Annotated in this window: 23 protein-coding genes; 13 read left to right on the top strand and 10 right to left on the bottom strand. The window is 48.2% G+C overall.

Features of this window, described 5'->3' with window-relative positions; translation table 11 throughout:
* Nucleotide 1: 1 nt before the first annotated feature.
* The 3 genes from SPL68_RS15450 (at nucleotide 2) to radA (ending at nucleotide 4,843) form a co-directional block, all read left to right on the top strand.
* Nucleotides 2-2,383 carry a hypothetical protein gene (locus SPL68_RS15450; protein WP_323816068.1) on the top strand — a complete coding sequence of 794 codons (2,382 nt, stop codon included), beginning with the start codon at nucleotides 2-4 and terminating at the stop codon, nucleotides 2,381-2,383.
* Nucleotides 2,384-2,552: 169 nt separating this feature from the next.
* On the top strand, nucleotides 2,553-3,473 hold the full coding sequence (locus SPL68_RS15455; RefSeq protein ID WP_323816069.1) for a PDC sensor domain-containing protein: 921 nt from the start codon (nucleotides 2,553-2,555) through the stop codon (nucleotides 3,471-3,473).
* Complete coding sequence (gene radA / locus SPL68_RS15460) at nucleotides 3,473-4,843, top strand: DNA repair protein RadA (protein WP_323816070.1); 1,371 nt, start codon at nucleotides 3,473-3,475, stop codon at nucleotides 4,841-4,843. Before SPL68_RS15455 ends, radA begins: the two co-directional genes overlap by 1 nt.
* Before the next feature lie 48 nt (nucleotides 4,844-4,891).
* Here radA and SPL68_RS15465 read toward each other — a convergent pair whose 3' ends face one another.
* Genes SPL68_RS15465 through SPL68_RS15475 form a run of 3 tightly spaced genes read right to left on the bottom strand, consistent with a single transcriptional unit; the run spans nucleotide 4,892 to nucleotide 6,588 of the window.
* Nucleotides 4,892-5,731: a substrate-binding periplasmic protein gene (locus tag SPL68_RS15465; RefSeq protein WP_323816071.1), complete on the bottom strand. Its 840-nt coding sequence runs from the start codon at nucleotides 5,729-5,731 to the stop codon at nucleotides 4,892-4,894.
* 54 nt (nucleotides 5,732-5,785) lie between these two features.
* Entirely contained in the window at nucleotides 5,786-6,157 is a 372-nt protein-coding gene (locus SPL68_RS15470; protein ID WP_323816072.1) for a PilZ domain-containing protein, read from the bottom strand.
* A 44-nt stretch (nucleotides 6,158-6,201) separates the two neighbouring features.
* Nucleotides 6,202-6,588 (bottom strand): PilZ domain-containing protein, encoded by a 387-nt coding sequence (locus SPL68_RS15475; protein WP_323816073.1) that lies wholly within the window; start codon nucleotides 6,586-6,588, stop codon nucleotides 6,202-6,204.
* A gap of 190 nt (nucleotides 6,589-6,778) precedes the next feature.
* Between SPL68_RS15475 and SPL68_RS15480 the strand changes: the two genes are divergently transcribed.
* The 8 genes from SPL68_RS15480 (at nucleotide 6,779) to SPL68_RS15515 (ending at nucleotide 14,320) form a co-directional block, all read left to right on the top strand.
* Entirely contained in the window at nucleotides 6,779-7,690 is a 912-nt protein-coding gene (locus SPL68_RS15480) for an ROK family protein (RefSeq protein WP_323816074.1), read from the top strand.
* Nucleotides 7,683-8,564: an ABC transporter substrate-binding protein gene (locus tag SPL68_RS15485; RefSeq protein WP_323816075.1), complete on the top strand. Its 882-nt coding sequence runs from the start codon at nucleotides 7,683-7,685 to the stop codon at nucleotides 8,562-8,564. The genes SPL68_RS15480 and SPL68_RS15485 overlap by 8 nt, the downstream gene beginning before the upstream one ends.
* A gap of 22 nt (nucleotides 8,565-8,586) precedes the next feature.
* Nucleotides 8,587-9,588 carry a FecCD family ABC transporter permease gene (locus SPL68_RS15490; protein ID WP_323816076.1) on the top strand — a complete coding sequence of 334 codons (1,002 nt, stop codon included), beginning with the start codon at nucleotides 8,587-8,589 and terminating at the stop codon, nucleotides 9,586-9,588.
* A gap of 2 nt (nucleotides 9,589-9,590) precedes the next feature.
* A complete protein-coding gene (locus tag SPL68_RS15495) occupies nucleotides 9,591-10,385 on the top strand; it encodes an ABC transporter ATP-binding protein (RefSeq protein WP_323816077.1) in 795 nt (264 codons plus the stop codon).
* Nucleotides 10,386-10,601: 216 nt separating this feature from the next.
* Nucleotides 10,602-11,060 (top strand): DUF4442 domain-containing protein, encoded by a 459-nt coding sequence (locus SPL68_RS15500; protein WP_323816078.1) that lies wholly within the window; start codon nucleotides 10,602-10,604, stop codon nucleotides 11,058-11,060.
* A gap of 44 nt (nucleotides 11,061-11,104) precedes the next feature.
* A complete protein-coding gene (locus SPL68_RS15505; protein ID WP_323816079.1) occupies nucleotides 11,105-12,142 on the top strand; it encodes a Gfo/Idh/MocA family oxidoreductase in 1,038 nt (345 codons plus the stop codon).
* Nucleotides 12,143-12,514: 372 nt separating this feature from the next.
* Nucleotides 12,515-13,687, top strand: coding sequence for a lytic polysaccharide monooxygenase auxiliary activity family 9 protein (locus tag SPL68_RS15510; protein ID WP_323816080.1), 1,173 nt, complete (start codon nucleotides 12,515-12,517; stop codon nucleotides 13,685-13,687).
* A 132-nt stretch (nucleotides 13,688-13,819) separates the two neighbouring features.
* Nucleotides 13,820-14,320: a VOC family protein gene (locus SPL68_RS15515; RefSeq protein WP_323816081.1), complete on the top strand. Its 501-nt coding sequence runs from the start codon at nucleotides 13,820-13,822 to the stop codon at nucleotides 14,318-14,320.
* Between the two features lie 11 nt (nucleotides 14,321-14,331).
* On the opposite strand, the gene SPL68_RS15520 is transcribed toward SPL68_RS15515, so the two are convergent.
* From SPL68_RS15520 to SPL68_RS15530, 3 genes are all read right to left on the bottom strand, one after another.
* A complete protein-coding gene (locus SPL68_RS15520) occupies nucleotides 14,332-14,538 on the bottom strand; it encodes a hypothetical protein (protein WP_323816082.1) in 207 nt (68 codons plus the stop codon).
* Between the two features lie 19 nt (nucleotides 14,539-14,557).
* Nucleotides 14,558-15,766, bottom strand: coding sequence for an RtcB family protein (locus tag SPL68_RS15525; protein WP_323816083.1), 1,209 nt, complete (start codon nucleotides 15,764-15,766; stop codon nucleotides 14,558-14,560).
* Nucleotides 15,767-16,129: 363 nt separating this feature from the next.
* Nucleotides 16,130-16,858, bottom strand: coding sequence for a lipoprotein intramolecular transacylase Lit (locus SPL68_RS15530; protein ID WP_323816084.1), 729 nt, complete (start codon nucleotides 16,856-16,858; stop codon nucleotides 16,130-16,132).
* A gap of 437 nt (nucleotides 16,859-17,295) precedes the next feature.
* Between SPL68_RS15530 and SPL68_RS15535 the strand changes: the two genes are divergently transcribed.
* Together SPL68_RS15535 and SPL68_RS15540 are read left to right on the top strand one after the other, a co-directional pair.
* Complete coding sequence (locus SPL68_RS15535; protein ID WP_323816085.1) at nucleotides 17,296-17,712, top strand: hypothetical protein; 417 nt, start codon at nucleotides 17,296-17,298, stop codon at nucleotides 17,710-17,712.
* Between the two features lie 204 nt (nucleotides 17,713-17,916).
* Entirely contained in the window at nucleotides 17,917-18,552 is a 636-nt protein-coding gene (locus SPL68_RS15540) for a class I SAM-dependent methyltransferase (protein ID WP_323816086.1), read from the top strand.
* Between the two features lie 118 nt (nucleotides 18,553-18,670).
* On the opposite strand, the gene dapE is transcribed toward SPL68_RS15540, so the two are convergent.
* The 4 genes from dapE to SPL68_RS15560 form a co-directional block, all read right to left on the bottom strand.
* A complete protein-coding gene (gene dapE / locus SPL68_RS15545) occupies nucleotides 18,671-19,804 on the bottom strand; it encodes a succinyl-diaminopimelate desuccinylase (RefSeq protein ID WP_323816087.1) in 1,134 nt (377 codons plus the stop codon).
* 1 nt (nucleotide 19,805) lies between these two features.
* Nucleotides 19,806-20,507: a YebC/PmpR family DNA-binding transcriptional regulator gene (locus SPL68_RS15550; protein WP_323816088.1), complete on the bottom strand. Its 702-nt coding sequence runs from the start codon at nucleotides 20,505-20,507 to the stop codon at nucleotides 19,806-19,808.
* Nucleotides 20,508-20,602: 95 nt separating this feature from the next.
* Complete coding sequence (gene dapD / locus SPL68_RS15555) at nucleotides 20,603-21,634, bottom strand: 2,3,4,5-tetrahydropyridine-2,6-dicarboxylate N-succinyltransferase (protein ID WP_323816089.1); 1,032 nt, start codon at nucleotides 21,632-21,634, stop codon at nucleotides 20,603-20,605.
* A gap of 18 nt (nucleotides 21,635-21,652) precedes the next feature.
* Nucleotides 21,653-21,994 carry an ArsC family reductase gene (locus tag SPL68_RS15560; RefSeq protein WP_323816090.1) on the bottom strand — a complete coding sequence of 114 codons (342 nt, stop codon included), beginning with the start codon at nucleotides 21,992-21,994 and terminating at the stop codon, nucleotides 21,653-21,655.
* Nucleotides 21,995-22,024: the final 30 nt, after the last annotated feature.

Raw genomic sequence — 22,024 nt, forward strand, 5'->3', positions numbered from 1 at the left:
CATGAAAAATAAATCTAATCAGTTCGTTTTATCGTCCCCAGTTATTCGCTCATTACTCGCTTCATCTCTTATCGCATCATCTTTTGGCCTAATTAGCTGTGGTGGCGGTAGCGGTACCGAAAAACCGCTAGAGCTGACCGGCCCCGATGCTTATGTTGTGGGTACTTATCCTCGATTCGACCCGATAGTGTCTGACCTGCCATTTAATACTGACTTGATTTTTGCCGCTGCGGCGACCACTGACGGCACTGCCAGTTTGGGCGCCGCAACTGATCCGGTACGGGCGACTATGAATCAGTTGGATGGTTTTTCGACTTCGGCGTTTTTCGATATTTTGCTCAGCGACAGCGTGAATGCTGCTTCGGTAGTGGCTTCGCAAACCGTGTTTTTGGTGGAGCTGGATACCGGCGGTAAAGATGCACTTAACCCCGCCAATGTGGTGGGTATAGCCGGTTTGGCAAATTATGATGCGGTAGTGGTATCACAAGATGGCGGCGCCAATAACGTTATCCGTGTCCGCCCCACTAAGCCGTTAAAACCCAAGGCCAAGTACTTGGTGTTTATTACCGATGATGTCAAAAACACCAGCGGCGCCAGCCTGACGCGCTCCTGGAATTACAACGCGCTGCGCGACCCTAGCTATCTAACACTCAGCTCATTGTTGCCGGTGCGTAATGCGATTATCGGTTGGGAGACGCTGGCCAGTGGTTTTCTCGCTGCGGTCAGTGGCGGCCAGCTGACAACAGCAGCTGCGAAAGAAAAACTGGTGCTGACCTATACCTTCACGACGACTGATCCACAAACCGGCATGGTGGCGATGGCATCGCCGCGCGCCGCTATCGCCAGCACGCAAATTGCCGCAGGTGTTGCGCCTTCGGCAGCGGTCGCTAATGCGATGACTTTGGATTCTGCCGGTTTGCTACCAACGCCCAAGGCGCGTGACTTGGGTGTATCGGGTCTGACGGGGATTGATTTCAATAACTTTAGCGCCCAGTTGGCTGCCAATGTCGGCAAGCTCTATACCGGTTACATCAAGCTGCCGTATTACCAGACGGCGGCGGCAGGCTTACCATTTGGTACCTATTTAACGCGCAGCTGGAAGCCGGATCTCACCCTTGCGGGCGCCTTGGGGGTGACTGTACCTACGGATGTAGACGGCAGCTATAACGTCACCTATCGCTACCCGTTTGCAGCGAAAACGGGCGATGAATCTGTGCCGCTACAAGTGACCATGCCGCAAGACAACTGGGTGCCGGGCTATGCCGGAGCAGCCAATTGCGGACAAATTTATGCGGCGATGGGTTATCCAACGGTGATCTATGTCCACGGCATCACCAGCGACCGCGCCTCGGTGCTGGCGCTGGGGCATACGCTCGCAAGCCGTTGTATCGCGACAGTCGCTATCGATTTGCCAGTGCATGGCATTCCGGCCAATAGCGCCTTGGTCAATGTGTTGAACGTAGAAAAGAGTCAATCGATTCCTTTTGCCACGCTTTATGGTGCCAATGCGCCTCATGAGCGCCACTTCAACGTGGCGGGCAGTGGTGGAGCGCCTGCGCCGATGAACTTTGAATCGCCCGGTGCGAATGATGGTTCTGGTGCGCAATGGGTCAATCTCGGGTATTTGACTAATACGCGCGATAACAACCGTCAGGCGGTGATGGATTTGCTCAATCTCAACGCCAGTCTTAGTAGCGTAAATACCGAAATGCGTAAATTCCTTAGCACTGGTTTGGATGTAAACCGCGTCTATGTTGTGGGCGTCTCTTTGGGTGGAATTCTCGGCAGCGTATTCACCACAGTGAATCAAATGGCTATTACTAATGATGCCAGTGCGGGCTTGTCGTCCAATCTCAATCCGATTCGCGGTTTGGTCGCCAGTGCAGCGGCAACCCAAGTCGCGCAGGTGCTGGTGAATTCAGCCACTTTTGCACCAGCAATTAACGGTGGTTTAGCGGCCAGCGGTGTGAATGTGGGAACCAGCAATTACGAGCGCTTCCTCTACGCCGCGCAAAGTGCGATGGATGCAGGCGATCCGGTCAACTATGCACAAACTCTGGCGACTCTTGGTGTGCCGACTCTGGTGCAGCAGATCAATAATGATGCGGTGATGCCCAATAGCGCCGAGGTTGCTCCGTTAATGGGCACCAATGTGCTGGCAACCTTGCTGAACACTACGCAGTTGGGGTTAGGCTCAACCCAATTAGGGCGTGGCTACGTTAAACACACGGCGGGCGGCCATGTGTCTCTGCTGCGCCCCGAGGGTGGCGCACCGCAAGTGACGGCTGAGCTACAGACTCAGGTTGTCACCTTTGTGCTGAATAATGGCAATGTGGCGATAGGTGGCGCAGCACCAGCCAATATCGAATTGCCTGCATATTGATCAGCTAATCGCAGAGTCCGATTTTTTAACGTTATTCCTAACCAGTACCCCGGCTTGCCGGGGTTTCTTTTTGACGCAGGAAATTACTGTGGCATGGCACAATAAATGCGAGTGAATAAGGTAAACTGCCGGCCGATTTGCAGCCCTGCTGTGTTGATGAGTGTGAGATATGACCCCGCGTAACTATTTATATTTGCTAAAAAAATACGATGAGTACCAACCCCAAATCGAGCGTTTACTCGAATCGATTGTGAGTTCGCTTTCCCCCAATAAATTGGAAACCTCACACGAGCAATTAAATGAAGTTGTTAAGCGATTGCACAATTCTTATCCGTTTGTGGAGTTACTTTACTGTCTTGATGAAAATGGTGTGCAAACCACAGAGTCTGCTGCATCGCCAACCGTGCCTGACCCCAAGCGTCGCGAGCCGGGCTTTGGATCAGATCGCAGCAATCGTATCTACTACCGGACTGCGCGCGATAACAACTCAAAGATAACGGTGACTCAGCCTTACCTTTCCAGTGCGACTCATCAATTGGCGATTTCAGCGGTACAGCGTTTTATTGATCGAACGAATGCTACCCAGTATCTGGTGATCAACTTTAACCTTGAAAAACTGATCACCTTTTTAAATGGTGATAGCCTGCGCCGAGTTGTGCATCCGCTATTTCAAATTATTTATGGTGTTATCGGCTGTATGCTGGTAGCGGTGTCCATACTGTTGCTGTTTTCAGCGGGTGAGTCGCTCTACCATATGATCCATGAACACGCCAATACGGTAACTCAAGCATTCCAATCGGTCGTTCTGGTGACTTTGGGCTTGGCGATTTTTGATTTGGGTAAAACGATTCTCGAAGAGGAAGTGTTGCTGCACAAAGATATTCATCACACCGGCTCAACTCGCCGCACCATTGCGCGCTTTATGTCGGCGATTGTGATTGCGGTATCGATTGAATCGCTGTTGCTGATGTTTAAGTCGCTATTGGGTGATGCAGGGCATTTGGATTCGGCGGTATTTATGTTGTTTGCTGCTGTGGCCTTGTTGGTAGGCTTGGGCGCTTATCTCAAACTGACCAGTGAAAAACGCTAATGTCTAGCAAAACCAAAAGTGCATTTGTCTGCAACGAATGCGGCGCCGATTATAAAAAATGGCAAGGGCAGTGCACTGAGTGCGGTGTATGGAACAGCTTGAGCGAAGTGCGCTTGGGGCCTACACCGGCAAATCGCTCGGCAAAGTTTGAAGGCTACGCGGGCGGTGCCAGCGGCAACAAAATTCAAACCCTTGCCGAGATCGCCTTAAACGATGTGCCACGTTTTAGCAGCGGCGCCGGTGAGTTTGACCGCGTACTCGGCGGTGGTTTTGTGCCCGGTTCGGTAGTGTTGATCGGCGGTAATCCGGGTGCGGGTAAATCGACTCTGCTGCTGCAAACTCTGTGCAATCTGGCGCGCACCATGCCTACGCTTTACATCACCGGTGAAGAATCGTTGCAGCAGGTAGCAATGCGCGCCCAGCGTCTTGGCTTGCCGACAGATCGCCTGCAAATGCTCAGCGAAACCAGTGTTGAAAGCATTTGCACTATTGCCCAACAAATCGCTCCCAAGGTGATGGTGATCGACTCGATTCAAGTGATGCATATGGAGGATATTTCCTCTGCACCGGGTTCGGTGTCGCAAGTGCGCGAGAGTGCTGCTTATCTCACCCGTTTTGCCAAGCAAACCGGCACTGTGCTGATTCTGGTTGGTCACGTCACTAAAGATGGCACCTTGGCTGGGCCTAAAGTGTTGGAGCATATGATCGACTGTTCGATCCTGCTTGAAGGCGATAACGACTCGCGCTTCCGCACGCTACGCGGCAATAAAAATCGCTTTGGCGCGGTGAATGAACTGGGCGTATTTGCCATGACCGAGCAGGGCATGCGCGAGGTGAATAACCCTTCGGCGATTTTTTTGCAGCGCGCGGAAGAGGCAGCATCGGGTTCGGTAGTCATGGTGATGTGGGAAGGCACGCGCCCGCTGCTAATCGAGCTGCAAGCCTTGGTCGATGACAGTCATCTTGGCAATCCACGCAGAGTTGCGGTGGGAATGGATCAAAACCGTCTGGCGATGTTGCTCGCGGTGTTGCATCGCCACGGCGGCATTATGGTGGGTGATCAGGATGTATTTGTGAACGTTGTCGGCGGCGTAAAAGTCATGGAAACCAGCGCCGATTTGGCGGTGCTGTTGGCGATTGTTTCCAGCTTCCGCGACCGTGTTTTACCGCAGGATCTAATCGTCTTTGGCGAGGTAGGTTTGTCGGGTGAAATTCGCCCGGTTCCCAGCGGTCACGAGCGTTTGCGTGAGGCGGCCAAGCATGGCTTTAAACGCGCGATAGTTCCCTTTGCTAATGCCCCGCGCGATAAACATCCGGGTATCGAAGTGGTTGCTGTTAAAAATCTGCAAGAAGCGCTGGATGCACTTTAGCTTCGGAGAGTTGCAAATCTATTCCGGGACTTTTTATTTCGGGGCTTTTTATTCCGGGATTTGCAGCTCAATAATTGTGCGATTGAGTTTTTGTAATTGTTCCCACGCCTGACGAAAGTTGGGAATACTCAAAAACAGCGCGTCGAGGCTGCCGTCATCGCGCGCGATTACTAATCCCTTTTGTATGCGATCCGCCAACGCCTGATTATTGAGATTTACAAAAAAATAGATGGGCTGCGGGTAGTGAATCACCAGATTTTTTTCAATTGCCAAGCCCGATTTCCCATAGTGCTCCAGTTCGTAATTTACCTCTTGAATACTCCGTGCCATGTAATCAAAACGCTTGGCACTCAACATGCGGAACATAGAGCGGTAAGAATAAGCGGTTACGAGCGGTAGGGCGTTGTAGCTATAGATTTCTGTATCACTCCAATGAGTTCCCGTACCAATCCTGAATTGTTGTAAATCCGTTAAGGTTTTAACCTTGTCGAATAGGGGTTGTTCACTGGCACGAATTAACAGCAGGCGATATTCATTAATACCGCGAATCAAGTTGAATTTGACGGGGGTTAATTCTGCTTCACGCGCTTTGTTGCTGCTGCTCCAGATAACATCCAGTTTGCCTTGTTTGACCAAGAGGCGTGCGCGTTCGCGATTGATTTGGGCGGGATAAAAATCTATGTGAATTTCTTCGGATTCGCGGCGGGTTTTTTCCAGTGCCAGCTGTAATGCCTGCTCGTAAAAACGGCTGGTCAATTCAGGTTCAAGTGAGCCTGTTTTAGGTAGTATCAGATGCAGTTCTTGCTCAGCCACATTGCTTGCTGTGCTGTTACCGCTAAAAAGCAGTAACAGGCTCAAACCCACATAAAAAATTACAACAGATCGCATAGGGCTTAGGGTTCAGTAACGACAGTTCAATAGCTACAGTTTTATAACTACAGTTTAGTGACTATTTTCGATATAGCTTAACAACTCATACAGCAGGGTTTTATCTACAGGTGTATCGGGTTGAAATTCAAAACCCAGTAAATGTTCGCGCACATGAATTAACTGACCGTGCAAGTCGAGTGTTTTTTTAGAGGATGTCAGCAGGTTTAACTCGTCCACCTGAATGCGTAAACGCAAGGCATCACCTTTTTGCAGCAAATGCTCACTTAAAATCGCCAAGCGCGCACCGGATTCCGAGAGATCCAACACATGCGCCTCCCATTCTTTGCTGGAGTATTTCAAATCGGCATAGGCGCGCAGCGGAAAGCGCGGGTGACGTCGTTTGTCTGCATCGACTGTGTCGTCAGTTTTTTGGGCTTGAGTCATTGTAGTAGTCCTCTCCGAATCGGGTGTGCTGGTGCAAACCGGAATTAATAATCGCTGACAAGTTCAGACAATTCCCGTTCCGCCGCCCTGGCATCGCCTAAATTCAGTTCAATCAGGCGGCGCAAATGGCTGACGCTATCAATATCGATGCTGTTGCACATCAACCCGGTTTGGTTGTGGTGCTGGTGCGCAACAGTGACCGACATGGCGATGCTGGTGTTATCGGAGAGTAATATTTTGACCAGAATCGGTTCTTTTACGGTGACGGGCGCGGGCAGGGTTTGCTGGATTAATAAACCATTGAGAGAGATATCCAACAAACTGGCGCGCCAGTGAAATTCGCCCTGTGCCAATTCGACATGGGCATCAAACAAAATGCGACTAAATTTGCGGCGCTCGTTGGCGGCAGTTGTTTTTGTGGTGTCGTTCATAATCGGGGCTTTCGGTAGTTTGCAGTCTTCGGTAGTTTTTAGTCTTTTATCATTGGTGATAGCGGCTAAGCCTGTCGTTGAGTGTAGCTCCTTCGCGCTGTTTCGCCATTGTTTACACACTGCCAGTTATTTGCCTAGGCAAAGCTGCGCCACCTATAATCCCGCCACGCTTGATAACAGGTTGATTCCTATGACAGATTTTCGTATCGGTATTGATCTCGGTGGCACTAAAACCGAGGTGATTTTGCTAAACGGAAAGAGTGACGAACTCTTTCGCACGCGCATTCCCACAGTGCGCGACGATTACGCTGCAACCCTGCGCGATATTGCCGGGCTGGTTGCCCAAGCCGAGGCAGCGGCGGGTGAATCCAACTTGCCAGTGGGCATTGGTATTCCCGGTACTATTTCGCGCAAGACTGGCTGGGTCAAAAATGCCAACTCCACCTGGCTCAACGGCAAACCCTTTCAAAAAGACTTATCTGAGTATCTCAAACGCGACGTTAAGATTACGAACGATGCCAACTGCCTTGCCGTTTCTGAAGCGACGGACGGTGCTGGGCGCGGTTACGATTTGGTGTTTGCCGGCATTCTCGGCACTGGCTGCGGTGCTGGTGTCGCCTACCAAGGTAAGCCGATTGTCGGCCCTAACGGCGTTGCAGGAGAGTGGGGGCATAACCCGTTGCCCTGGACCTCTGAGTCAGAGTTGACCGCGCGCCCTTGCTATTGCGGCAAATCAGGTTGCCAGGAGACCTTTTTGTCGGGCACGGGTTTGTGTTTGTCTTATCAACTCATCACCGGCGAAAAACTCAAAGGCCATGAAATTGTCGAGCTTGCCGAACAGGGCGATGTAGCGGCAAGAGAAGTTTTGATGACCTGGTTCGATCAGGTCGCGCGCGGTTTGGCTGCGATTATTAATACCATTGACCCGGATGTAATTGTGCTGGGTGGTGGTGCCTCGAACATTAAAGCGCTTTATACCGAGGTGCCGAAATTGCTACCGCATTATGTGTTTGGTCGCGAATGCGATACGCCAATACTTCCCGCTGTGCATGGCGACTCCAGCGGCGTGCGCGGCGCGGCTTGGTTAAATCCACTTGCGTAAGCTTGCCGTTTTGTTGCGCATTAAAAAAACCATCAGTTGCATGATGGTTTTTTTATTTTATTCGCTGGTGTTTTCTGCGCAGGCGCAAGTTCAGGCGGACTCATCGCCGCAGCGTATTGCATCGCTGAATATTTGTATCGACCAACTTTTATGGGAGCTGGTAGACCATCAGCGCTTGGTATCGATCAGTTATCTCACCGCCAATCCGGTTTGGTCGCCCATTGCTGAGCAGGTGAAAGCTGTCCCTGTGAATCATGGTTTGGCTGAGGAAATTGTTCCGCTCAAACCCGATGTCATCTTTGCTGGCGAATTCGATGCGCCTAATGCTATCGAATTGTTAAAAAAGCTGAATCTGCGAGTAGAGCGATTGGCGTTGCCACGCACGCTGGATGACATCAATACACAAATTATCCAACTGGCTGATCTTGTTGGCGCGCAGCAACAAGCGCAACTGATGGTCGCTGCGATCAAGACTCAAATCTCTGAACTGGAAGCTATTAAATTAGAAGCAGCAAAACAAGGTAAAACGCCGCTCACCGCCTTTTGGTATTCGGCTAATGGAGTAGTGATTGGCGATGGCACTTTGGAGCATGAATTTATGCAGTTGGCAGGTTTGCGCAATTTAGCTGCTGAGCGCGGCATGTTTGGTTTTAATCAACTGGATTTGGAATTGTTGCTCAGTGCCAAACCGCAAATTTTAATTGTGGAGCAGGGTAGTGATGATGCGTTTTCACTCGCGCGTGAATATCTTGCGCACCCTGCATTACAGCATGCAGATTTTAAAGTGATCACTTTGCCTGCGGGGTTATCCGGTTGTGCGGCGACGGTGATTGGTGATGTCGCCAGCAAATTAAAAAGTGCTTTGGCAGAATAAACTCGCGAACAGGTAGAAACCTTTGCAAAACCGAATCTCATATACAGCTTTAACTGGCCTGCTGATCGCCGCGATAATTATTGCATCTGTTATCGCCCTTAATACTGGCCTTGCCGAGATCGATGTCGTTAAAGGCATACGGGATTTTTTTAGCGGCGAGCAAAGTCTCGCGGCAAATGTTATCGGTCAAATTCGTTTGCCGCGTTTGATTCTCGCCATAGTGATAGGTGCAACCCTCGGTATGAGCGGCGCTGCTATGCAAGGTTTGTTACGCAATCCACTTGCTGACCCCGGTGTGTTGGGGGTGAGTAGTGGTGCGGCTTTTGGCGCGATTTGTACTTTATATTTTGGTGTTGCGGCTAGTGCTTGGTTTTGGTTGCCGGGCGCAGCTATTGTCGGTGCTTTGTTTACCTTATTTATGGTGTATGTGCTCGCTGGTTTGCACAGCAGTATGCTCGCGTTAATTCTTGCAGGCACGGCTATGAGCGCGATTATGACGGCGCTTATCGCCGTCGCTTTGAATTTCGCACCGAGTTTGTATGCGATGCAGGAAATCGTATTTTGGCTGCTCGGTTCGCTGGCGAACCGCCATTTTGATCACGTAACTATCGCGCTGCCGCTGGCATTATTTAGCTGGGTAATGATGTTAAGCCGCAGCCGATTTTTGGATGCGCTTAGCTTGGGTGAAGACAGCGCGCGTTCGCTTGGCTTTAACAATCAACGCGAGCGCTGGATTTTATTATTAGGCATATCAATTGGTGTCGGTGCTTGTGTAGCGGTGAGTGGCGCGATTGGTTTTATCGGTTTAGTGATTCCACATTTGCTGCGGCCGTTTGTCGGTTATCGCCCTGGGCGATTAATGTTTGCCAGTGCTTTGGGCGGCGCTTTGTTGTTGGTCTTGGCCGATATTTTTGTGCGTCAATTTGATAGCGCGCGCGAATTAAAACTCGGTGTAGTGACTTCATTAATCGGTGCGCCTTTCTTTTTGCTACTGATTTTAAAAACCCGTTCACGGTGGGCTTGATCATGACGACGACTCTCAACGCCCAATCCATTTCAGTGGTACGCGATAATTCAACCATTATCGACAACATCAACGTGCAACTGGCATCTGGCGAATTCGTCGGTTTGATTGGCCCTAACGGCGCAGGTAAAAGTTCGCTGCTGCGTGTGCTGGCCGGTTTGAGCGATGCTAATTCAGGCAGCGTTAGTATCAGCAATAAAACGCATACGAATACAGCACTCCAGCAGTTACCCAACCGCGAACGCGCGCAAATGCTTGCCTATTTACCGCAGCAGGAAACACCTGCATGGCCGCTGCAAGTAGAACATTTGGTTGGACTTGGGCGTGCACCCTGGCATAAGCCTATGAGCGGAAAATCCGGGCGCGATGCACTGGCGATTGAGCGTGCGCTGGAAATTACCGAGTTAACGCAATTGCGCCATCGTATAGTGACTACACTTTCTGGTGGTGAGTTGCAGCGCACTTTGCTTGCACGTGTATTTGCCGGCGAGCCGGATATTATTCTCGCCGACGAACCCATCGCTGCGCTCGACCCTTATCATCAATTGCACATGATGGAATTGCTTGCAGAACATGCGCAACAGGGCGGCGCTGTGTTTGCTGCGTTGCATGATTTAAGTTTGGCCGCACGTTTTTGTTCGCGCTTGGTGTTAATTCATCACGGCAAAGTCATTGCCGATGGGCAACCAATTCACGTACTCACTACCGAAAACTTACAACAAGTCTACGGCATTAGCGCCTACGTCGATTGCCGCGAAGATGGTGTGGTCATAATCCCGCGCAAGCGGGTGACTTAAATATAGCCCCGCGCAAGCGAGTGCTTCAAATAGGTGTGCCGTGGGTGAACTAAAAAAGGTCAAGCGTGAGTAGTGCAAAAGGTCTTGCGAAATTTTTACTGTGACACGCCGTGAATCCATCCCTGGAGGCTCGACTTCGGCATCCATGCCTCAGACAGTTCCAGTAAAAACATCGCAAGACCTCTGCGAGATAGTGTCGATCACTGAGGATAAAAGATGAAAGCCAGTACATTTAAATTCTTCGTAAACCTATGGCCGCCACTGTTTTTCTCAGGAATAAAAGTGACGCATTTAGCGGCGGACTACAGAGAAACACGCGTAACGTTAAAGCTGCGCTGGTACAACAAAAATTATGTTGGAACCCAGTACGGCGGCAGTTTGGTGTCTATGACCGACCCTTGGTATATGTTGATGATCATGAACAACCTCGGGCGTGATTATTTTGTGTGGGATAAACACGCTGAAGTAGATTACATCTCACCCGGTAAAACCCACGTGCACGCCCAATTTAAAATTACCGATGAAATTCTCGCAGATATACGCGCAAAAACGGCTGCTGGTGAAAAGTACGTGCCGGAATTTATTGTCGATATCAATGATGACGACGGCAAACTAGTCGCGCGTGTTAAGCGCCGTGTATACATCAAATTAAAACCGCGTGCGCGGGATAACTAATTTTTTGCGGCGTTATTTCGCTGCTAATCGATTGGGGAATAACTATGTTAAATGTTGCTCTTTGTTCATATGGTATGTCAGGAAAAGTCTTTCATGCACCGCTGATTTCTGCGGAGTCGCGCTTGAATTTGCACAGCGTGTTACAGCGCAACGAGCCGACGGTGCTGAATGATTACCCGCAGGTAAATGTTGTTAAATCATTTGAAGAATTAATTGCTAACCCTGAGATTCATTTGGTTGTGGTAAACACGCCAAACGAACATCACTACTCAATGACAAAAGCCGCATTGTTAGCAGGCAAACATGTGGTGGTTGAAAAACCCTTTACGCTCAGTTTGGAAGAGGGTAATGAATTAATTAAATTGGCAGAAGAAAAAAATCTGGTGCTGTCGGTTTTCCAAAATAAACGTTTGGAAAGCGATCATCTTGATGCAAAAAAAATAATTGAATCCGGCGAGTTGGGGCGCATCGTCGAAGTGGAATGGCATTACGACCGCTACCGTACCAACATCACCCACAAAAAATGGAAAGAAGATAATTTGCCGGGTTCAGGTACATGGTTTGACTTAGGTATTCACATGGTGGATTCCATGCTCTGCTTATTTGGCAAACCTAACGCAGTGTTTGCAGATATGCGCAGCCTGCGCCGTGCTGAAGGTTCTACCGATTACTTCAATACCATTTGTTACTACGAAGATATGCGCGTCATTTTGCGTTCCAGTACCTATGTGAGCGAGAAGGGCGCGACTGTGTCTATTCACGGTGATAAAGGTTCATTCCTGAAGTTCGGGCAGGATGTACAAGAAGGCCAAATGATGCGCGGCATCACTCCCGGTATGCAGGGTTGGGCGCAGCCAGGGGAGGACAATTATGGAGTGCTACATGTTCATAATAATGGCGAAGCACAACGCACGGTTATTGCCGGTCAGTGCGGTTACTACGAGCATTATTATCAAAATATTGTCGATGCAATTACCGGTGTAGCTCCGCTCGCATTTTTGCCCCAGCAGTCGTTGATGGGTGTTGAGTTATTGTTGGCGGCGGAATATAGCGCCAAACAACAAACGCTGATTCTGTTGTAAGTTTTATCGCAAACGCCGCTGGATTAAGCATCTGCTCCAGTGGCGCTTAAATGCAAAGTCGCACGTTGTCTCCCGTAAATTAGCTTGAATTCCGCGTAAAGTCACTGCAATTAGACGGCACTTTCTCAAAGTCGAACCTTTTAAGTTCGCATCAAATTTCACATCTGAATTTCCCACTTCAAAGTCGAACCGTAATTCCAAAACTGGGACTGGTCTTTTATAAATCCCCTTTCTAGACTCGACCTTCCAGTGCAAAAACTGAGCAATTTTGCTGGCTGTCGGATTTTTATCTGGAAAACATCCATTCGACTAACAAGAGCAGCGTCTGCTTTTCATCAAGCGCATAAATGCTGCAGATTCAGGAGAAAGAAAGTGAAAGTCATAGACCATCTGTCCGCTGTTTCCCGTATCAAACGCTTTAGTCTCTCTGCTGTAATCGCAAGTGGCGCGCTATTCGGCGCTGTGGATGCAAGCGCACATGGATATGTGTCATCGCCTAAATCGCGCGTGATCATGTGTAAGGAAAATGGCATCGAAAACCCAACATTACCAGCTTGTATTGCAGCTAAAAATGCTGGAAATGTCGGCTTTTATTCACCGCAAAGTATTGCGATAGGCGGGGTGAAGGATAACCACGCAGCAGTGATTCCCGACGGCAAAATCTGTAGTGCTGGTGTAGGTGGCTACGCCGGATTGGATTTAGCCAGAACCGATTGGCCTGTGACGCAAGTGCAAGCGGGGCCGCGTGAATTTGTGTGGACTAACACTGCGCAGCACAGAACCATGTATTTCCGCTATTACATCACCAAGCAGGGCTACAACCCGGCGAATCCGCTGAAGTGGTCTGACTTGGAGCAAATTCATCAATCCGCTCCAACCGGACAAGAGGCGACCTCGCGCCACACGGTAAATTTACCTGCCCGTACTGGCCGCCATGTGGTCTACAGTATTTGGCAACGTGATTATGCCGATGCGCCGGAAGGCTTCTATCAATGTATCGATGTTCAATACGGCGGTAGTTCATCAAGCGTAGCGCCACCATCCAGCAGTTCGGTACCTTCATCGGTATCGTCCTCAAGCTCATCTTCTATCACTAGCGATACCTGTGCGGGCTTGCCAACTTGGGATCCGGCAGTCGTGTACAACAAACCTAATCAGGTGAAATACAACAGCAAGCGCTATCAAGCTAACTACTGGACGCAAGGCAATAATCCCGAGCTGACCAGCGGCCAATACAACTACTGGTTGGATTTGGGGACGTGTAATGGCAGCGGTTCGAGCGTATCGTCCGTTGCTCCACCAAGCAGTTCTTCGGTTCCAAGCTCAGCAGCGCCATCGTCTTCATCTTCTTCTGTATCGGCAGGAAACTGCACATCGCCCGCTTACGTAAACGGTTCAACTTACGCCACCAACGCACTCGTGCGTAACGTTGGCAATGAGTACCGTTGTACTGTAGGTGGTTGGTGCACCGTAGGCGGCCCTTACGAACCAGGTGTAGGCTGGGCATGGACAAATGCTTGGACATTAGTGCGCAGTTGTAATTAAATTCTCGCAAGGGTGTGATGCAAAACGGCAACTTCGGTTGCCGTTTTTTTTTGCAATTAATTATGCTCCTGACAGCTATTGGCAAAATTTTTCTACATACTTATCAAAAACATCAACGAAGGAAAGTTAATCATGCTGAATCAATCTGTTGGATATGTATTTTCATCCGAAAATTTTAATGCTTTACCCCCAAGCCAAAGGCTGCATTTGATTTTGTTGGGGGTTGATAGCATTGCAAAATCCCGTGCGTTTTATGAAGCGCTTGGCTGGATAAAATCACCGACAGGGCATGATGAGTTTGTGAAGTTTGACTTGGGTGGTTACGCCTTGTGTTTATTATCCCGTGAGGCATTAGCGGCTGACTCCTTGGCAGATGCAAAGACGCAAAAAGGTTTTAATGGCATCGCATTCGTGTATTTGGCAAAAACTCCTGAGGAAGTGCCTGCTATTTTGGCTAAAGCAGTGGAGGCGGGTGGAACCTTGGTAAAACCGGCGACCCGTACCCAGTGGGGAATTGCAGGTTACTTTAAAGACCCTGATGGCTATCTATTTGAAGTGGACTATGAAGAAATTTGGGTGTTTGATGATAAGCACCATCTCGTGGTTGATGAAATTAAAGAGCGTACTTGCTGATCAGGTGGTACTTAGGAATTTATTAAACTTAGGAGTTTATTAAAGAGAAAAGCCGCGGAATCCTCCGCGGCTTTTTTTCCTTTCGCCAAATAATCATTCACTTTTTTCGCCATTTGCTGGCGATCAGTTTTGCGTTTGGCTTTGTTGGTTTTTTCATGCACGCCACCTTTGCGCATAATTGGGTGGAATGCATGGCCATTGCGACTTTCTTTTTTCATTGCAGGTTCCTCATTTGGATTAGCCTTTAATACACAAAACTTGTTTGAGTGTATGAACCACCTCAATCAAATCAGATTGGTTTTCCATAACTGCATCGATGTCTTTGTAAGCAGCGGGGATTTCGTCGATGACGTGTTTGTCTTTACGGCATTCCACACCTTTGGTTTGGGCGACTAAATCCTCTCTGTTAAACAAGTTACGTGCAGCAGTGCGGCTCATTTTTCTGCCTGCGCCGTGAGCGCAAGAGCAAAATGATTCTGCATTGCCTTTACCGCGCACGATGAACGATTTCGCGCCCATACTGCCGGGGATAATTCCCAGTTCTCCTTCACGTGCACTGATCGCACCTTTGCGTGTCACATATACATCCGCATCAAAATGATACTCGCGGCTGACGTAGTTGTGATGGCAATTAATCGCGTGGCGATCAGCGCGAAATTTGGGAAGGAAAGGCGCGATTGCGCGCAATACCAAACCCATCATTTCATCGCGATTTATGCGCGCATACTCCTGTGCCCAATTTACTGCTGTTACATAATCCACAAAGTGTTCGCTGCCTTCGGTGAAGTAGGCGAGGTCTTTGTCGGGCAAGTTATGGATATGTTTTCCCATATCTTTTTTTGCCAGTTGGATAAAGTATTGGCCGATTGCATTACCGATTCCGCGGCTGCCGGAGTGCAGCATTACCCATACATCTTTACTTTCATCCACACAGATTTCGATGAAATGATTGCCAGAGCCCAGTGTCCCCAATTGTTTGGTCCAAATAGTCTGCGGCTGCTTTAACATCTTCATCACGGTGGGATGTTTTTGAAAAAGCCATTCCACACCGTAAGCAAGTTTGTTGCAGCTACTGGTACGCACATTAATGGTTTTGTGTGCAGCTAACCCCACAGGCACTGCGCGTTCAATTGCGGTACGCATTGCGGCGAGATTGTCGGGTAATTGCGAAGACTTAACCGATAAACGTACCGCACTCATGCCACAACCGAGGTCCACACCGACTGCCGCAGGAATAATCGCGTTGAGCGTAGGAATTACCGAGCCTACTGTTGCACCAATTCCCGCATGCACATCCGGCATGGCAGCAATATGTGAGTGGATAATTGGCAGCTGTGCAATTTTTTTTAATTGCGTTAACGCTTGGTTCTCAATATCGCTGGTGTAAATCTTTACCGGCTTCAAACCATTGCTGCTGTTTTTGTTCAATTCAATTTTTACAGGCATAAAAATCCCTTGCACGCCTTTATTCAGGCGCGAAAACTTTTGAGTGAACCTTCCAAGGGAAATTTGCTGCTTTATGGTGAAAGCAAACAACAAAAAACAAAAAGCCCTGATCAGTTTCCCGATCAGGGCTTTTATGCCTGACCTGGAAGGTAATTAAAACCTTCCAAGTCGAGTACTCAGAAGGTGTTATGCGTTGGTATAACCTGCGTAAGTCATAGTGAGTACTCCTGTTGTTTATCATTGAAAGCTTTTGAAAAACTTTCGGGTTGGATATGAGCTGCCGATCAGTCACATTGAAACTATATCGGGAGCGGTAAAAATTGGGCGCGATAATACGCCTAATTTTTAGCCTGTCAACGAATTTTAAGAAAATGCAGCGCGCTGCAACAAAATCTTAATGCCGTACAGGCACGCGCACCACAGGGCAATTAATAGCGTTATTAATAAGATGGCGATAAATGCAAAAATATCCGGCGCTTTCATCAGGGTGGTCATCAGCGAATCCTGATAATAAAAAAACCATTGGTGTCCATCTGGAAAAACCTGCACATGGAACCAATAAAAAACAGCGGTAGGGCCAATGGCGAGCACGATAATGGCAACCAAGCTAAAGCCTGCTAAAAAGCCGAGCAGGATTTTTTTGAGCGATGGCAGCTGGTATTTTTGCCAGTAGGCGAGTGCGATCAGCCCAAGCCAAATGCATAAACAGATAATCCCCGTTGCATAAAAAACGTCGATCAAATTGGCTACATCCTGCAAGTGAATAATTTCTGCTTCATGCATCAATCCTGTGGTTTTGCCGTCAGCCAATTGGTAACTAATTGCTTGCAAGCCGCGCCCACTGCTTTGTACTGCATCGCTAATCTCGCCAAACAAACGCCAGTGCTCTGCCGGTGATGCCAATTCAAAATCGTCTTTAAAGCGGTTAAGTGGAGCGTATTCGGCGATGTGTTCATCCAGATTTAATAACTGATACCCGAGCGGATAAGCAAAGTGAAATTGGGCGAGCAAATGCCAACTAATAAGCGCCAACGCGATAAGTTGAGTCGTGAAAAAGGCAGGCCAAAAGCAAAAGCGTTTGAATAGGGTCATCTGATTAGGTGAGTCTCTGGGGCTTATGGAACGGTGGTGGCAGTATGGCTGAGCGTCTGATTGCGGCCAATTGATTTGTTACTAGTGTCGGGTTTTTGTCATTTTTTCGGTAACAAACTGTCGGGAAAATTAACATTTTTATCTATTTAGGCGTCATTTGGCGCCTCAGTCTTTTTGTAATTATCTGTTTATATTGGTGATTTATACGACGGCACCAAAATTGCTATTTAAAATGTGATGCATGTCGCATTTATGGGGTGATGAATATGAACAGATTATGGAATTTAAGCTTAATAACTATCGTGTTGAGTTGTTGGGTATCGGCGGCTGTGGCTTTACCTATTCAGTGTGAACCGTCCAACCAGAGGGTGGCTATTCTAGATTCTGCTACTGAATGTAAGACTGGGAATAGTGAAAATATTAATACCCCGGCGGAGGTGAGTGCGTTATTTGGCGGGACTTGGGTTAAAGAGGGTGAACTAACGGGGAACGGCACAAATGATTTATTTAGTGTGTCACTGACCTCGGGCAGTTGGGGCAATAGCGATGTGGCTGGAACTTGGTCTATTGATAGTAGCTTCTGGACTCTTCATGGCTTGGCGGTAATTACTATGCATGTCGGTGAAGGCAATGGAGATCCGGACTATTTTGCTTGGGCAATAGAAAAAGGTGCAACCTCTGGTACTTTTTCCTATACGGATCTAGATGGTAGAGGTGGCGGTTTATCCAACTTGTTCTTGTTTGGTGGCGGTGTACCAACAACCACAACCAATATCCCGCTGCCTGAATCAGGAATGGGGATGTTGATGTTGATTGGCTTGGCTTCGGTATTATTTGCTCGCCGCCGCGTGTAATTGCAGCATTGATAGGGATTGTTATCTTGAAAGCCGCAGATATTTCTGCGGCTTTTTTATTTATAGATAAATAATTGTCGGTATTAATTTTTGTCTTGTTTCGATTGTCACATTATTGTCGCATTTTTGTCATAAACTGAAAGAGACACTATGCTTCACTATTGATTGGCATTCAACTTCAACTGGAACAAGCGAGGATTTACTGTGCCCGAGTTATTTATCCCTCCTGCAAAAAATACTTATCCCGCCTATGGTATCTGGTTGTACAGCGATAAAAGCTCTGCCATTAAACGTGTAAAAAAAGAGACTGCGCCCAGCGCGCACGGTGATCGCCACTGGGATTCCAGTTATTTGCTAATGGATTATTTCACACACAATCCTCTCAAGAAAAAAAGCCGTGTACTGGATGTAGGCTGCGGCTGGGGGCCGACTTCTATTTTTCTCGCTAATCATGGTCATAAAGTGACAGGCTTGGATATCGATGATCAGGTTTTCAGTTTTTTACAGCTGCAAGCAGATTTGAATGGGGTTGAAGTCACAACTCGTCAAGGCGCTATGAGCTCCATGAAAAAAGATGACTTGAGTAAGTTCGATGTAATCGTCGGCGGTGATATTTGCTTCTGGCCAGAACTTACCGATGAGTGGTACGCAATGCTAAAACGCGCCGCTAGTGCTGGTGTAAAAAAATTGGTGTTGGCTGACCCAGGCCGTCAACCTTTTTTGGATTTAATCGATAAATGTGAACGCTGGGAAAATGAAATGCTGACCTGGTATTGTCTTGAACCTAAGCGTTTTGATGGAAGCTTGCTGGTAGTAGAGTTGGATAAGCTTGCTAAGTAATTTCAAGCGGTGAATAAAATATCTCCAATGGGGAGGTAATTTTTTTAAAAGTTAGTAAGTAAAAAAGAAAATGCGAGAAATTTATCTCGCCTTTTCTTTTTTTGTTTTGTCGATTTTATTAGATCAACAAATTTTTCAGTGTGCGTTCGTAGATCGCAGTGAGTTTATTCAAATCATCTGCACTAATGCACTCATTCACTTTATGTATGGTGGCATTAATAGGGCCGAGTTCAACAACTTGCGCACCTGTAGGCGCAATAAAACGACCGTCAGAGGTACCGCCAGACGTTGAGAGTTCGGTATCGGTTCCGGTTTCCGCTTTGATCGCATCCACAGCGGCATTTACCAAATCGCCGCGCGGGGTTAAAAACGGTTGGCCGCTTAAAATCCACTGCAGGTCGTATTTGAGATTGTGCTTATCCAAAATTGCTTCGGTACGCTCACGCAAAATTTGCTCGGTAAGCTCAGTCGAAAAGCGGAAATTAAATACCACTTCCACTTCACCGGGAATCACATTGGTTGCGCCTGTGCCGCCGTTAATATTGGACACCTGAAAACTGGTCGCAGGAAAAAACTCATTGCCATTATCCCAATGCTCCGCCGCCAGTTCCGCAAGTGCAGGAGCAAGTTTGTGGATGGGGTTGTCGGCAAGATGAGGGTAGGCAACGTGACCTTGAATACCTTTCACTTTCAAAATCGCACCAAGAGAACCGCGGCGACCGTTTTTAATCACATCGCCCACAACTTTGGTGCTGGATGGTTCACCCACAATGCACCATGCCATTTTGGTGTTGTTCGCTTCGAGCCATTCCACGACTTTTACGGTGCCGTTAATCGATGGGCCTTCTTCGTCACTGGTAATCAAAAAAGCGATGCGGCCTTTGTGGTCAGGGTGCTCGGTAATAAAATTTTCGCAAGCGATAACCATACACGCGAGTGAACCTTTCATATCGGCAGCGCCACGGCCATGCAACATGCCGTCGATGATCTTTGGCTCAAAGGGTGGATTACTCCAGTTTGCCTCAGGGCCAGTAGGAACTACGTCCGTATGACCCGCAAACGCGAGTATCGGCCCTTCAGTGCCGCGTATAGCCCAGAAGTTGTCCACTTCGCCAAAACGCAAGCGCGAGGTTTTAAAGCCAATCGCCTCAAGGCGTTTAATCATCATCTCCTGACAGCCGTCGTCTTCAGGCGTGACTGAACGGCAGCGGATTAAATCAGTGGCGAGTTGCAGGGTAGGGGTGAGAGTCATCTTAGCCAGCCAATCCTACGTAAACTTCATGCACGTCGTCATCGTTATCGATAGCAGCGAGGAAAGCTTCAACTTCTTCCAGTGCCTCGTCTGACAAGCTCACTGGGTTTTTGGGTTTGTAGCCAATCTTGGCAGAGACAACGCTAAATCCGTGTTCGGGCAGTGCTTTTTGTACCAAGTCCAAATCGGTTGGATCGGTGTAAAAAGTTGCGGTGCCATCTTCATCGGCTTCGAAGTCTTGTGCGCCGGCTTCAATTGCTGCCATTTCTACGTCGGCATCTTTATTTTCAGGTGATGCTTCGATAATGCCCAAGTGATCAAAATCCCAGGATACTGAACCTGAAGTACCCAATTGACCTTTGCGGAATAAACCGCGGATATTAGAGATGGTGCGGTTAACATTATCAGTCAAGCATTCAACGATAACGGGAACCTGATGAGGCGCGTAACCTTCGTAGGTTACTTTTTCATAGCTGGCTGCACCATCGAGTTGGCCTGAGCCTTTTTTGATGGCGCGCTCTAAAGTCTCGCGCGTCATTGATGCTTTTTTTGCTTGCACGATAGCGAGACGTAAACGCGGGTTCATGTCCGGATCAGCACCGCTGCGTGCAGCGATCATAATTTCTTTCGTTAGCTTGGTAAAAATTTTACCTTTTGCACTAGCGGCTTCTTCTTTATGTTTTGCTTTCCATTGTGCGCCCATGATTATCGCCTCTGTGATGCACATCGGAATGTGCGTAGTGATTAATGTCGGTGGTTTACATAGGGCGCAGCCTGTGCGCCCTTAACATCAAAAAATTAATTCGCGTGCAACGCGGTGTTTAATTGCAAAGCACTTTTGTTGGTAACAACTTCTACACGGCCAGTGATGGAGTTGCGACGGAATACCAAATCCGATACGCCTGCCAGCTCACGTGCTTTCAAAGTTTTTACTTCGTTGCCAGCATCATCAAGCACAACTACTTTGGTTCCTGCTGTTACGTAGAGACCAGATTCTACTTTGCAGCGATCGCCTAATGGAATACCGATACCGGCGTTGGCACCAATCAGCGATTCTTTGCCAACGGAGATAACAATGTTGCCGCCGCCAGACAGTGTGCCCATAGTAGAGCTGCCGCCGCCCAAATCGGAACCTGCACCGACAAATACGCCAGCAGAGATTCGGCCTTCGATCATCGCCGGGCCTTCGGTGCCTGCATTAAAGTTCACAAAACCTTCGTGCATGATGGTAGTGCCTTCACCCAAGTATGCGCCCAAACGTACGCGCGCGGTATGTGCAACACGCACGCCTTTTGGCACAACGTAGTTAGTCATTTTGGGGAATTTATCGACGCAGGATACTTCCAGTTCTTCGCCGTTTAAACGCGCTTGTAATTGACGTGCTGGTAATTCGTTTACATCGATAGCGCCTTGATTGGTCCAAGCCACGTTTGGCAGTACACCAAAAATGCCCGCCAGTACGGTGTTGTGTGGTTTAACCAAACGGTGCGATAACAAATGTAATTTCAAATAACCTTCAGGAACTGAGGCTGGGCTGGTATCGGTTGCCAGCAAAGTAGCAACTAAAGGACGTTTGCTATTCACAAGCGACTTGGCAATTTCTGCATGAGCAGTGTCGCCCGCAACGGTGAGTGCTTGCGCGATTTCTGCGGCTTGATTATTGGTTAATGCAATTGCCTGATTGCCTTCGGTGTAGCTCACGATAGTGGCAATAGCGCGTGCGCTGGCATCGCTTGGGTTTAATACAGGATGAGCATAAAACACTTCCAGCCATTCACCTTTTGAGTTTTGTGTACCTATACCTAGGCCGAGTGCGTATAAACTTGTCATGCTGACTCCTACTATCTATTAATTAAAAATGGTTGAGTATTCAGTGTCTTTGAAACCGACGTACTTTTGTTTGCCGGTATCCAGCAGTGGGCGTTTGATTAATGTTGGATTTTTGCTAATCACTTGCACTGCGATTTGGTCAAAATTATTTTTTGTGGCTTCGTCCAATTCTTTCCACGTAGTACTGCGTTTGTTGACTAAGGTTTCCAGTCCTAAATCGCTAATCCAGTTGGCAACTTGTGCTTCGGTAATTCCATCAGCGCGGAAATCATAGAATTGATACGCGATCTGGTTTTTATCCAACCAGGTGCGCGCTTTTTTTACCGTGTCGCAATTTTTAATGCCGTATAAAGTAATCATTTAATTTCTCTTCTGAATCCCCCTCGATCC

The sequence above is a fragment of the Cellvibrio chitinivorans genome (assembly GCF_035117775.1).
Classification (GTDB): Bacteria; Pseudomonadota; Gammaproteobacteria; order Pseudomonadales; family Cellvibrionaceae; genus Cellvibrio; species Cellvibrio chitinivorans.

Bases quoted from the DNA above. Each gene is read 5' to 3' on its own strand.
- dapD (WP_323816089.1), bottom strand. From the start codon at position 21,634: ATGACAAGTTTATACGCACTCGGCCTAGGTATAGGTACACAAAACTCA.
- SPL68_RS15520 (WP_323816082.1), bottom strand. From the start codon at position 14,538: ATGAAAAAAGAAAGTCGCAATGGCCATGCATTCCACCCAATTATGCGC.
- SPL68_RS15475 (WP_323816073.1), bottom strand. From the start codon at position 6,588: ATGAACGACACCACAAAAACAACTGCCGCCAACGAGCGCCGCAAATTT.
- SPL68_RS15465 (WP_323816071.1), bottom strand. From the start codon at position 5,731: ATGCGATCTGTTGTAATTTTTTATGTGGGTTTGAGCCTGTTACTGCTT.
- SPL68_RS15455 (WP_323816069.1), top strand. From the start codon at position 2,553: ATGACCCCGCGTAACTATTTATATTTGCTAAAAAAATACGATGAGTAC.
- SPL68_RS15560 (WP_323816090.1), bottom strand. From the start codon at position 21,994: ATGATTACTTTATACGGCATTAAAAATTGCGACACGGTAAAAAAAGCG.
- SPL68_RS15505 (WP_323816079.1), top strand. From the start codon at position 11,105: ATGTTAAATGTTGCTCTTTGTTCATATGGTATGTCAGGAAAAGTCTTT.
- SPL68_RS15470 (WP_323816072.1), bottom strand. From the start codon at position 6,157: ATGACTCAAGCCCAAAAAACTGACGACACAGTCGATGCAGACAAACGA.
- SPL68_RS15515 (WP_323816081.1), top strand. From the start codon at position 13,820: ATGCTGAATCAATCTGTTGGATATGTATTTTCATCCGAAAATTTTAAT.
- dapE (WP_323816087.1), bottom strand. From the start codon at position 19,804: ATGACTCTCACCCCTACCCTGCAACTCGCCACTGATTTAATCCGCTGC.
- SPL68_RS15500 (WP_323816078.1), top strand. From the start codon at position 10,602: ATGAAAGCCAGTACATTTAAATTCTTCGTAAACCTATGGCCGCCACTG.
- SPL68_RS15525 (WP_323816083.1), bottom strand. From the start codon at position 15,766: ATGCCTGTAAAAATTGAATTGAACAAAAACAGCAGCAATGGTTTGAAG.
- SPL68_RS15495 (WP_323816077.1), top strand. From the start codon at position 9,591: ATGACGACGACTCTCAACGCCCAATCCATTTCAGTGGTACGCGATAAT.
- SPL68_RS15480 (WP_323816074.1), top strand. From the start codon at position 6,779: ATGACAGATTTTCGTATCGGTATTGATCTCGGTGGCACTAAAACCGAG.
- SPL68_RS15530 (WP_323816084.1), bottom strand. From the start codon at position 16,858: ATGACCCTATTCAAACGCTTTTGCTTTTGGCCTGCCTTTTTCACGACT.
- radA (WP_323816070.1), top strand. From the start codon at position 3,473: ATGTCTAGCAAAACCAAAAGTGCATTTGTCTGCAACGAATGCGGCGCC.
- SPL68_RS15550 (WP_323816088.1), bottom strand. From the start codon at position 20,507: ATGGGCGCACAATGGAAAGCAAAACATAAAGAAGAAGCCGCTAGTGCA.
- SPL68_RS15450 (WP_323816068.1), top strand. From the start codon at position 2: ATGAAAAATAAATCTAATCAGTTCGTTTTATCGTCCCCAGTTATTCGC.